At 37.4% G+C, this 14,393-nt stretch carries 1 protein-coding gene; it reads right to left on the bottom strand.

From position 1 onward, the window contains the following. Positions 1-22 precede the first annotated feature (22 nt). Positions 23-14,203, bottom strand: coding sequence for a T9SS type B sorting domain-containing protein (locus A6I66_RS05270; protein ID WP_169815707.1), 14,181 nt, complete (start codon positions 14,201-14,203; stop codon positions 23-25). Positions 14,204-14,393: the final 190 nt, after the last annotated feature.

The following is a 14,393-nucleotide window of genomic DNA, read 5'->3' as shown; positions in this document are numbered from 1 at the left end:
GCGGTTAGTGCTTCTAAATATTCTACCTATAAAGCGTAAAGTGTCCTACGTAATCTCTATCGTAATTAGGATCATTAAGGTTGATAACATACCAGTAATCTCCAGAAGGCAACTCTTTACCTTCGTATGTACCATCCCATTTCTCATTAACTCTTAAATCGGCTAGCTTACGACCATATCGATCGAATACTTGAACAGTTAAGTCTTTGTATTGCGTTGCACATCCAGGACCCCATCCGTCAAAATTACCATCACCGTTTGGTGTGAAATAATTTGGTATACATACATCAATAAATTCGAAATAACCGGTTCCTGAGGCCTCACAACCGTAGAAATCACGAACAGTAACGGTATAATCACCAGACTCGTAGATTAAGAATTTATCGGTGCTACTAAAAGGGCCTCCGTTTAATGAGTATTCATAAGGAGCCACACCTCCAGTTGCGACAGCAACAATTTGATTTAAATCACCTTCTTCTAGAAGCACTTCCAACTGCGTTACGTGATCAACATCAAACAATCTAGTTTGTTTAATACAACCATTCGCATGTCTAACATCCACATATTGATCGAAACCACCAGGAACATCAATAAAAATATTACTAGCTTGATAAGGTCCGCCATTAAGTGAGTATTCCACTAAACTTAAATCTTGCACACTATCATCTACTGTAACGATCACGCGGTTTGTAGACGTATTATTTAAACAATCGTATTCAACTACTACTGTAGGATTTAAGTTCACAGACTCAGGGAAATCAATCTCCCATTCCGAATCACAGCCTTGAGCATCTACCACATAAACCGTGTGGTTACCTCCTGCAAGTCCAGTAAAATCAAATTGTGTTTGCGTTAAAGTTCCAGTCACATAGTTTCCATTAATATCATCTAAGGTTACACTATATGGAGCTGTACCTCCTGTAATATTAACACTAAAAGTTCCATTTAAATCTCCTGCACAAACTTCAGGAATTATAGACGTTGGAATTTCAGTAAGAATAACTGGAGTAGGTTCGCCAATGGTAAAGTCAATAACTTCAAAACAACCAGCTTCATCTTGAACTACTACTTGATAAACTCCTTCAGCTAAATCCTCAAACAGACCTGAATCAAAGAATTGATTTAACTGTGGTGAAATCGCATATTTAATGACTCCCGTTCCACCTGTACCCATTACTTCAATACTTCCATCGTTACCACCAGCACAAGCGACATCAGATATTACAAATGGCGCAGTTAACGGTGCACTAGGCTCACTAATAGTAACTGGTACTGAAGTTACCTCACAGTCTACACCACTAGTAACATATACTTGATAATCACCTGCAACAAGTTCGGTAAATACACCAGGACTATTTTGAACTACAGGTGTGATATCGGTTCCTGAAGTATCTTGTAAAGTATAAGTATAGTTACCTAAACCACCTTGCGCTTTAGCAACAATAACTCCTGTGTTATCTCCATAACAGTTAATGTCGGCATTAGTCGCATCAATAGATACTGTTAACGGTACTAACGGATCAACCTTCACTTCATTAGAAAGTCCAGTTGCACAACCATTCACATCTCTAATATAGTACTGATAAGTTCCTGGATCCACTTGAATATCTACTGATGTAGAACCTGTAGGAAACGGAGTTACATTTGTAAAGCTAGCGTCTGCACTATAAACATAAGGTGCTGTACCTCCAGTTGCTGATAAAGTAAGCGTGGTTGAATTAGGCGCACATGTTTGAGTATTGGTAATCACTAAATTACTTTGAATTGTTGTTGGCTGAGTAATAGTAATATCAGCTGAAGTCGCCGTACAATTCCAACCATCTGTAACCGTTACATTGTATGTTCCAGCAGTTAAACCAGTAAAACTTGTTCCTGTTTGCGGACCAGTTTGACTCACTGTAGGTCCCACTCTATTCAATACATAAGTATAATTTGAACCTTGTCCATCAGTTGCCGATACATTAATAACTCCTGTAGCATCACCGTAACATAGTAGTGCTGAAGCTGGATCGAATACTGCTGTAATAGTAATTAGCGTAGGATCAACAAGCGTTACTAGAGTTGTAGCTATACAGCCACTAGAATCTCTAACGTTTACATTATAATCACCTGCATCTAAGCCAGTAAAGTTAAATGTAGAACCAAAGGCCGTTGCTGTACCACCTACTTTTTCTAACTGATATTCGTAACCACCTGGCCAACCACCAGTCGCACTAGCAGAAATGGTACCATTTGCTAAATCACATGTAATTTCTGTATGTGTTTCTAATGCTGTCAATGCAGCTGTAGGGCCTGTAATCGTGAAGGCTTTACTTACTTCACATTCTGGTCGGTTAGTTAAAGTAGCTGTAATAGTATATGTTCCAGCTTCCAATCCTGAAAGTGTTTCAGGGCCAGCGCTCGCCACATTACCCGTAGACACAGGATTTCCTAAAGCATCAACAATACTGTAAGTAAATGCTCCCGCTTCATCAGTTGGTGTAGGCACACGATCGATGAAGGTTACATTAACGGCACCGTCATTTCCTCCGAAGCAAGTCAAATCAACCACATTATCAATAGTTAAGTCGAATGTATTTGGATCACTCACATAGTGGAACTTTCTTAAGAAACAATTAGTGTCTATATTTTCAACAGTCACTAAGTAGTTTGCAATATCTAATCCTGTAAACAGCCCGGTAGAGTTAGTAGATGAATAACCCCCTGAAGTTGTTGTGCCATCTGCTTCAACCTGCACTACCGTATATTCTAAATTAGGCGTTCCTCCTGTAGCTGTAACAGCAACCTGAATTTCTTCTAGTGAGGTACACGTGATCGCATCATTAACAGTAATTGTTAAATCTTCTATAGAAATAAAAGGATTAATTGTGGTTGAAGTTGAACCAATACAACCTTTATCATCATATACATTAATATCATAGGTTCCTCCTAATAAATCTGTTTCGGTATAAACATTATTACTTGAACGTTGTACCACCGTACTGTTTCTAACAAACTCATAAATCGCATAGTTACCAGAACCACCTGTAATTGCTGCTTCATCAATTGTTATGGAAGCAAAATTAGATGTATTGGTATTTGACACACATGCATATTGAATTGGTGTAGGTGTAGGTACCGCAATGACTGCTGGTTCATTTACATCAATATCCTCTGTCATAACACAACCTCTTTCAGAAGTCACTTGAACTCTATAGGACCCAGATAACAAATCTGAAAACACATTAGAGGTTTGCTCTGCCTTTAATACTGGCCCTGCAATGATTTCATATTTATAAATAGGATTATCCTGATTAGCATCTAAAGTTACTGTTATAGTTCCATCATTTTCACCGTTACAGCTTACATCGGTTGATGTTGGTGTAAAGGACACAGGAGTCGCTGCCTCTAAGTTTGTAAAAACTGTTTTTGTACAACCTGTAATATTATCGGTTACAACCACATCGTAATCTATTGAAGCAGATAATCCGTTAAAAACACTTGTTGCCCCTGAAACTGTTCCTGTACCAAGTGGAGTTCCTGATCCATCAAACAATGCAAAACCATAATCTCCTGATCCACCAGAAGCAGTAACTGAAACTTCTCCATCACTACTTCCACAAGTAGGAAGAGCAACTATAGTTAAACCGGCATCAATGGCTGGGAAAACAGTAATAATACCACTATCGGCAGTACACCCGTTTCCATCTTTAATTGTAACCGTATAATTTCCAGGCGTTAACCCTGTGAATGTCGCACTAGATTGGAATCCGTTACCAATTGAAAACTCAAATGGAGGTACACCAGATACAGTTGTATTGGTTGCTGTAAATTCAAATCCGTTAGATGTTCCAGAACAAACAGTGTTAGGATCTACCGTTACTGAAGGTGCTTCATCTTCTAGAATAGTATGCGTTGTCATTTCAGTACACCCATTCGCATCCTTTACATAAACATCCCAAACAAGGTTTGCTCCATTGTTAGTGTTTACAGTAATCACATCACCATTTAATACGTAGTCAGCAGCTGCTGGGGCTGGATAACCACTAATAACAGCCGCATAGCTGTAACTTGGTGTCCCACCAGATGCGGTTACTGTAATTTGTGAGCTATAATTATTACAATGTACTTCAGTTGATGAAGCTGTTAAATTTAAAGCTGCTGTAGGTTGCGTGATAGTAACATCAGCAGTTGCCGTACATCCTGTAACATCATCTGTAATTTGAAGCGTGTATGTACCTGCAGCTAAATCAGTAACTTCGACGGTATTTCCTGAAGGCGTACCTACTGTTCCTGTTCCTGATATTAAGGTTGCAGTGAATGTTGATTGAACATTTGTTGCTGTAAATGTTGCTTTACCATTAGGAATTCCAAAACAAGACACATCATTATCTACGGTACCAGCTACAGAAATATTAACAGCTGGTTCAACCGTAAACGATTCGGTGTAATTACAACCATTAGCATCTATAACTTCAAATGTATAAGTATCTGGAGCTAATCCTGTAAACGTATAATCCGCTGGTACACCCACCCCACCAGCAACAGCTGTTGGGTAAACAATGTTATAATCGAACGGTGCAATAGCACCAGTATTTGGTGTTAATGTAACATTTGAAGTTAATTCTCCTGTGTTACATGTAACAGTAGTTGCTACAAAATCTAAATCGGTTGGCGGTGTAATTGGAGCTACATCAACTGAAATTGGTATAGGTAACTCACAACCATTCGCATCCTTAATCCAACCTTGTACAGTTCCTGCAATATTCGTTGTGTAAGTATTGGTTGTAGTGTAGTTCACACCATCAAAACTAAAGGTATATGGTGGTGTTCCTGTTCCTGTTGTTGGTGTAATAGTAACCACTGCACCTTGAGTTACATTACCTGTGCCACAAGAAAGTGTGGTAGTTACGGCGATAGTGCCATCCACTTCTAAAGGCTCATCAATAATTACCGTTTCTAGAGCAGAATCACAATCCTTAGCGTCTTTTATAACTACTTGATAAGTTGCTGCCGATAAACCATCAAATACATTTGAAGCTTGGTACGTTGCTCCATTATCAATACTATATTCAAATGGTGCTACTCCTGCTGTTGCTGTAACTATAATACTGCCATCAGACCCTCCGTTACAACTTACATCGGTATGGGTTTCTGTTAGAGTTGGCACAACTGCGGCATCTACAACAACTGTTTGCGACACGGCCTGACAAACTGGTGTTTGCGCATCTGAAACTCTAAAAATATAAGAGCCTGCCACTGCCGAGTATGGGTTGCTTGCAAGCACATAACTCATACCACCGTTCGTACTTACTTCATATACATAAGCACTAGAAGTGTCACCGCCTGTAGCTGTTAATGTAATTTCAGCATTCGGAGTTCCTGTACAATCAATCTCTTTAGTGATAGTCGCATCCAATAATACTACTGGGTTTACCACGTATGTTGTTGTTGCGATACAACCATTCCCATCTTTAATGAAGAAATCATAGGTTCCTGCTTCTGTGATTGTAAAATTAGGGTTTGTTGAGTAAGCCCCAGCCATACCTCCTTTACCAATACTAAAAGTTAATGGTGCTATAGCAGTACCCGAACTTTCAGCTAAAGTAATACTAAGCGGCGTTGAACCATCAAAACATTGCTGAGCTAAAGGCGCTATAGTTGGAAGTGGATCTTCTATTAAATTTACAACTGCCGATGGTTTAATACATCCATAAGCATCTTTAGCGTAAACAATATAATCTCCTGCTGAAGCTGTAAATGTATTTCCTGTTACCCATGTTCCTGTTGTTGCATCTGGTGCTGGAGCTGAATCTGGTAACAATTGATATTCATAAGGTGCAGTTCCATCTCTTGCTATGGCTGAAATAACACCTAGTTCGTTACAGTTTTGGTTTCTTGTATCGGAAGCCGTAACGCTTAAATCAATTGCCGATTCTGTGATGTTAAATGGAACAGAAACAATGCTACAACCTTCGTTGGTAGATCCTGCTGCCTCTTCAACAACAATAACGTAATTACCGAAATCTAATAAACCTAAATCTGTAACAGATAAAGTTCCGTTTGCAGGAACCGTTCCTGGCCCAGTTATACCTGTAGTGGCTAAACTTTGCGAGTCTAATATCTCATAATTTACACTTGTTGGTGTTGAATATGTACTAGTTATATCAAAACTAACAGTTCCATCTGCACTTCCTTTACAAGTAATATTATTTTCAACTAAATTATTTACCGTTAAACTTGAGTTTGTAGGTATTGCTGTGTCTGCAGTTTCGTAATAATAACAACCTGTTAATTCATCAAAAACAATAAAAGTATACGTCGCTCCGGGAATTAAATCAATGAATGTTGTTGATTCTGGACTACCAGCACCCAAGTGCCAAGTTGTAGATCCTCCAACTATTCCATCCCAAGTCATACCTGAACCAGTGTATATAGCAAAATAAAATGGTCCGGAACCTACTAAAGGAGAGCCTATTTTAACTTCTGCAGATCCGCCAGTAGAACAATCTGCTGGAGGTGATATTACACTTATTTCTAAGTCATTAGGTGGTGACGCTACTAAGACATCCTGAATTAATACAGAACAACCATTTGAGTCAACAACATTTATTTGATACAAACCAAAATCTACAACATCAAAAGTAGTTGAAGTTGTTCCTGCATTATTCAATTCTTGCGCTGCATAACCGTTTGTTCCAGTAACAAAATAATTGTAAGGTCCTATTCCACCATTTACACTATCAACAATAACAGAACCCTTTGTCACCCCTGCTCCTGGTCCTCCAGTCGTGTCACACGTGATAGGCAATGCATGATGATTAACAATAATTGGATTAGGCTCACCAATTGTAATAGTTTTTGTATCGGTACATCCTTTTGCATCAGTAATTGTAACAACATAATCACCTGCTCCTAAACCTGAAGTTTGCGTCCCATAATCTGTTCCGGTTGTTGTGTTTGTAACATTAATAACAAAGGGTGCAAAACCTACTGTATTATCATAATCAATCTCAATTGCAGCTGTTTCATCACTTGCACATAAAATAGATTGTGTTTCCCTAACGTCGTCAATTACAGGAGGTATTGGGTCTGTAACTGTGATTACTTCAGTTTTTACGACACAGCCTGAATTCGCATCAGTAATTTGAAATTGATAGGTTCCTGCTGAGCTCGTTGAAAAAGTAGGAGAAGGAACAGGTATTAAGTTTGAAAATACTCCTCCGTTTATAGAAATTTCATAGGTATAGCTGTTACTTCCTCCAGTAATTGAAAGATCGATTGTTGCATCCTCATTACCTAATTCGCAAGTAATATCTTTAGTTAAAATAGCGCTTGCTGTTAACTGATCATAAATAACAGTCGCTGCACTGTCAACAGTACATCCATTACCGTCTTTTAGAGTTATCGTGTAAGTTCCTGAAGTATTTATTGTAAATACGTTACTTGTTTGGTATGAAGCTCCTCCATTAATACTATATTCTAAAGTTCCAGAACCAGTTCCTGTTGCTGTTAATGTATAAGGTGGGCCTGCACATAAATCGGAGGTGGTTACACTTACCGTTGGAGTAGCATCAGCAGTAAGCGATACTGTAGTCATTGCGATACAATCGTTTGCATCTTGTACATACACATCCCAAACTAAATCGGCTCCCAAATTGGTGTCTACAGTAACCACATTACTAGCCCCGAACATTGTTGGTGCTGGTGCTGGTGCTCCAGAAATTACTGCAGCATATTTATAATTTGGTGTACCATCTGCTGCAACTATTGTAATTTGAGACTCATCATTTGAACAGTAAGTATTTGTACCGCTAGCAGTTAAACTTAATGCTGCAGGTTCTGTAATAGTCACCGACGCATTACTTGTACAACCAGTAGTTTCATCTTCTACATAAATATTATAAGTACCTGCTTCCAAATTGTCTAGAGACACAGTAGAACTAGATTCCCCGGTTACAACAACAACACTATTACCTGTATACGAATACCTATATGTATTTGAAAAACCAGAAACCTCTAATTGAATAGCTCCAGTGTCCTCACCTTGACATAAAACGTCACTTTGTTTTCTTGTAATAAGGGCAATAGGAGTTACAGCTCCAATTGTATAAGATTCTATATATGAGCAACCATTAACATCAGTTACCTTAAATACATAGGTTCCTGCAGTTAACCCTGTGAAGATTCCATCGTTATTTGAAGTAACTGCTGAAGCTGGATCGGTAATTTCATAAGTTAATGTCCCTACGCCACCTGTTGAAGTTACGGTAACTCCAGTCGCTGGTGCGTTACATGTTACGGCACTTGAAGCAAAATCTAAATCGGTTGGCGAATTTAATGGATCGATAGTTAATGACCCATTTGCAGTACAACCATTAGCATCTTGAACAAAATAATTTACCGTTTGTACCGAACCGTTATCATTAACATTTAATGTGCGCGTGCTACTAAAATTCGTACCATCAAAACTATATTGATATGGTGATGTACCCGTAGTTGGTTCATCTATTGTAACAACTGCAGCTTGTTCAACATTAGAAGTATCACAAGTTAAATTGGTTGCCGAAGCAGAAGCTATTAAAGTTGAAGGTGATGATAGCGTCACTGTTCCAGAAACTTCACATTCTAAAGCATCTTTAACGGTATAGTTATATGTGCCATCTGCTAAATTTGAATAAGTTGTAACATCTGTGGCAAAGGCACTACCATCAAAACTGTATTCAAATGGTGCTTGGCCTCCTGATACCACAATTTCAACAGAACCATCGGTTTCTCCATTACAACTAGGGTTTACATCGATAGTTGATGCCGTTGGACTGGTTGGGGCATTGATATTAATGATGTTAGACAAAGCTTCACAACCTTCTGAATCTGTAACTCTAAATAAATAAGTTCCTTGTTGGTTGGTTGTATGTACAAAAGTACTTCCTGTTGATACAGGAGGTGAGTACGTTGTCCCGTTATCTTCTGAAACTTCATATTCATAAGGAGGATAACCCTCTGTTATATTTACAGTAATACTTGCTTCTGGAGATGGTGAACAATCAATAACCTTATCTAAGGTAATATTAACATCTACTGTTTCAGCAATTGTTTGAGTAGGTAAAACAACCTCACATCCGTTAGAATCACGAACTGTTATCGTGTAATCACCAGCTGTTAAATCAGTAAATTCTTCATTTCCTTGATACGGCTCTGAATTAATTTTATACTGGAATGGGCTTTGTCCTCCGGTTGTAGTTACCAATATAGTTGCACCGCTGGTATCCAAACACGGCTTTGTAATTTCAATATCTGCCGTTGGCGCATCCGTTGACGTGATGCTAACTAAAGCAGAATCTGTTGTACAATTATTGGCATCCATAAGGCGCACAATATAGTCGCCTGCAGCAACATCATTTAGCAAGCCGCTTGTAGGGAAAGTATCTATTAAAGTACTTCCGGTACTGTCATATAATTCATAGCTATATGGCGCTGTTCCTCCTGTGGCTGAAGCCGAAATGGTTGAATTACTTAAACATGTAATATCAGTAGCATCTATGGTTAATACAATTTCTGAAGGCGCTCCAATAACCTCTGGAATACTTACTTCACAACCTGTAGATGTAGCATCGTAGCGAATTTGAACATCATAATTTCCTCCACTTAGACCAGTAATCGTGTATGGTGAAGTTGTTTGAGTTACCCAAGTACTTCCACCATCAATCGAATATTGATAGCCATTTGTGGCATCGAAGTTAGATGCTGCTATTTGAATTTCTCCATCATCAGCACCAAAACAATTCACATTGGATGTACTAACAACTTCTGCTGTAAAAGCTCTTTCTGCCTCAATTTCAATAGGGAAATCTACTTGATCAATACAGCTCTCTGGTAATTGATATACTCTAATGTCATCTATCGCTACATCGTTACCATTAGTTTGCCTTACTGTAGAACGTACTAAAAATTCTAAGGTTGTGTTATTCCCAGGATTTAAGGTTATAGGAGTCTTTGGATAATTTTCCCATTGTTCGGTTTTAGGAACATTACCAGTAGCAAAGGATGAAATTTCATTACCTGAACCATCAACTAAAGCTATGGTTAAATTAGGATCAAACTTGGTAGTATGACTTTGCATTAAATTATATACAAAGAGCTCAAAATTTATAGGTTGATTTGGAATAATATCATTAATGGTTTTTTTATATAATACATCGTTCTCTGGCAATTGATCTCCAATATTAACTACCAAAGCACGTCCTTTTGGATCTGTATTATTTGAAGTATGATCCCCTGGTTGACTCCAATCCCCGTAAGGTGATTCGATATGAGCCGTTACCGTGTAATCTCCATCTTGAATATTTTGTTGCCCTTTACAATATGGATATACTTGATCTTCCCAACAATAATATGCTGTATTAATTCCCGGTGACTCAGTGTCTTCACCAGATCCAAAGGTTTCTAAAAGTAAATTACTATACGTTGGGACATCAACTAATTTGTAGGTTACACTAATCGTATGTGAACCCTGCGGCACATTAAGGAAGGTTGTTGGATCGGCGGTGTTTGTATTTTCAACACCATTTAATAAGTAGGTGTATTCAAAATTAGCCCCTCCGGTATTTGTTACATTAACCGTTGCATTTGCTGTACCATCACAATTATAAACTGGATCTATATTGTCATCAATGGTTGGCGGCGTTGGTTCTGGATCTAAAATGATACCCGGCATGGCAAAAACACAACCTTGACTATCCCTTATATATAATGTATAGGTACCAGGGAGTACTTCTGCTTCATTAGAAGTTACCCAAGTCGACTGATTATCAAAACTATACTCATAAGGAGGCACACCACCTTGAGGGTTTGTAATACGAACTGTTCCTTCTCCATTTGCTCCACAACCTGCTAATTTTGATACTCCTGCAGAAGCAGTTAAGGCATCATCTGGGCCGTCAATGACTACATTTTCAGGCGTACTAAAACATTCTACACCATTTAATGTGTACCTAATCATGGTAGCATAGGTACCTGTATTTAAATTAGAGAAGGTTGGATTAGTGTTATATGTTGTACCATTATCTATACTATATTGAATAGTATAACCATTTGCATTAGTAACATTAAAATCTATTTGAGCAGAAACAGCACCGTAGCAGCTCACATCTGCTCCAGATACAGTGAATTCTGGAGGTGCTATTTGATCTACATATACAGTTACATCCGTAGAACAGCTATTGGCATCTACAACAGTATAGTCGTAGTTTCCAGCCGTATCAATTGCAAATACAATTGTATTTGTAGCGTCAACTTGTTTGAAATCTGTAGCACCATTAACGTAAACGTAATAAGGAGCTGTCCCTCCAGTTACCCCTAAAGTCACTTCGCCATCTGCACATGTTAGTGGTTTCATTGAAGTGACTACTTGTATTTCTTCTGGTTCTATTATTTCAACCTGCCCTGTTAAAGAACAACCATCCTCAGTTGTTACAAGTACATCATAAATTCCAGGGTTTAAGTTATCAAACTTATAAAAAGCATTATCTATATCTGGAGAACTACTAACTAAAGTTCCTCCTTGTGAAATGCTGAATTTATATTGTCCTCTTCCATCATTTACAACAATATTAATAGCTCCTTTATCGCCATTACACTGTGGGTGCTCAATATTATCCAAACCTAAAACAGGTGTGTAATCAATAATTTGCACGTCGTATGTAAAAATACACGGATTCGTATCTACTCCATCTTGTTTAATATAAACCGTGTATAAACCACCAGTTGCAATATCAAATGAATTTGTTGTTTGGTAATCAACTCCGTTTAAACTGTATAAATAACCAGTTGGTAAATTATTAATAGTTATTTTTCCTAAGGTATTGCAAATAATATCCTCTTTATCTATATGGGGATTTAATAAATTACTATAAACATTGAAATAAAACCTATTAAAACAACCTCCTGCATAATTAATAGTAATACGGTACTCTCCAGCCTGTGATAAATCGAAATTGCTACCTGTTTGAATTTCTACCCAGGTACATCCCGGATCTTCATTAGCACAATTATCAACAGTAATAGCATTACAACTAGTTTCGTCTAACTTTTCCCAAACAATTTCTGTCGCTCCTGCCGAACCTGGTACCTGTAAAGCCCTTACATCATTAACCCCACATAAGAAAAATAATGGCAACTCCTTACCATCATTTCCACAAGTTACCACTTCATCTGCAGAAGAAAGTACTGGGTTTACTGTAGTACCACCAAAACTAGTCACATTAAACTCTTTAATGGTAGATTGACATGGTGCAATGGCGTTGTTTTTAACATAGTAAGTACCAATAGCTCTAACTTCAATAGTTTGAGTTGTACCTAAATTATTTGAAGGGTCAAAATTATTAGGATCGGTAGACCAAATGTATGAATCATAACCACCTGGGGCGGTAATATCAACAGTATCACCACAAAGTGTTACGTCTTCTTCATAAGTACAGTGAGTAACATCAGCTAAAAAGTTAATCGCCTGAGGAGCAAGTAAACAAACATTAGAACCATCGTTTGCATAACTTGGTTCATCTGAAATAGTATAACTCGAGTTTGACACTCCATTATAGGTTGCAAATGCCTGATTTTGAATAATATTAGAACAAGCATCACTTAATTCATTACAAGAGCTTACAACATTTACACCAAAACGTATGGTTGAAACCACGCCTTCTCCATGTTTAACTCTTTCTTTATCAACAGCAAAAATTAACTCTCTAGTACTCGCATCATAACTTTGTACTGTAACCCCAGGAGATAATGTAAAATTACTTGGATCATTACTAAAATCAACATTTATAGGAAGAATATCTCTAATAATTAAGTTTTCAGCATCATCATTCCCTATATTCTCAATACTAATCACATAATTTAATCGGTCACCAAGATCAACTAACGCCCCACCTATAGGATTACCTGAGGTGTCTTGAACACCTTTAGTTAAAACAATTTTAGGTTCTATAATATCTACAGCAAAGGTTGTTAAAAAAGGACCAATACCATCACCTGAAGTCGTTAATCTTAATGTTCCTCCAGTTTCATCATTTGGAAGTACTGAATTATTAGGATTGGGCAATATGATATTTTTAATATCAAACCCTAGTGAGTTTTCACTACTAGGATTTCTATTAGTCATATAATTACCATCATATGTTATTCGAGAATTGAAAAAATTATCATCATCATTAAGTGCGTCTTGAAGCCTAGTGAAATTTGAAACAGAATTTGCCCTAAACTGATAGGTATCACCACCTAATCCTAAGTCTCCTTCTAAAGCAGCTACCCCCATCCTTGCATTTACCTTTAGAGGGCTAGGAAGCGTTTGAAAGCCAGAAACAGGAATATCTACCGAAGCCTGTGAACTCTGTACTACAGCATAACCATCAAAAGTTGAAATAAACTTACTTGGTAAATCTGGACTTTCATAAATAACAACCAAAGACCATCCACCAGCACATCCTCCATCTCTTCTACCTTGAGTAGCTCTTAAATCTGCAACGGTATATGTACCATCAGCCTCATTTAATCCTTGCAATAAACTTGTAACATCTTTATAACAAACAATGGGGCCATCCTTTACGGGACCTGAAGAACCATTTTGATAGTTTGCGTTTAAACCATCAAGAATAATTTCACTACCAGTTGCTGTTAAAGGAATGTAACCTCCAGTGGGTAATTTAAATTTAATTTGATTCCAATCATCTTCACGTGGTGTCCCCCCAAAAGCACTTCCTCCATTACTACTAGTACCATCACCAACTCCGTTAGGGTAAGCAGAAGCCCAATACAAACCAGCGTAAACAATTTTTTTACAGTCAATATTAATATTCAAATTAGCTGAGCTTGAACTAAAGGTAGAAGAATCTCCATCGATATCAATATATTCTGCAAATAAATTGTTGTTGTTCTGGCTACCATTGTATGGCAAATCATACTGACTACCTACACCTTTAATAATACTATTTCCAATCAAAACAACATCTCCTTTTACACGAATACTTGTTTCACCCGGAGCTAATTCCCTAGGAGTAAAAGGCACTGCTATTTGTGAATATGCACTATTACCAAATAATGTTAAGAAAAATAGTAAAAGAAAAGTAATTTTTTTTCCCTTTATGCTACGGGTTATAAAACTAGCCTTAGTAAAAATTTCACATAGGAAAGACCTAAATGTCAAGCAAGTAATTTTTTTCATGTTGGTTATAGTTTGGGGTTGTTTATATTTTGATTTCATAAGAAAACAGAACATAAACTGAGCTTAACTACAGTTTATTAGTAATTACAATACTTCAAAACATGCAGTTAAACTATTTTTTTGGTTTTTTAACGTTATAAATATCGGAAAATAATTTGAAAACAAACATAGTGTTCATTAAAATTATGCA

This window comes from Pseudotamlana agarivorans (genome assembly GCF_001642835.1).
GTDB lineage: Bacteria > Bacteroidota > Bacteroidia > Flavobacteriales > Flavobacteriaceae > Pseudotamlana > Pseudotamlana agarivorans.
Note: the sequence above shows the minus strand (reverse complement) of the source record. Positions and strands in the feature narration are given on the sequence as shown.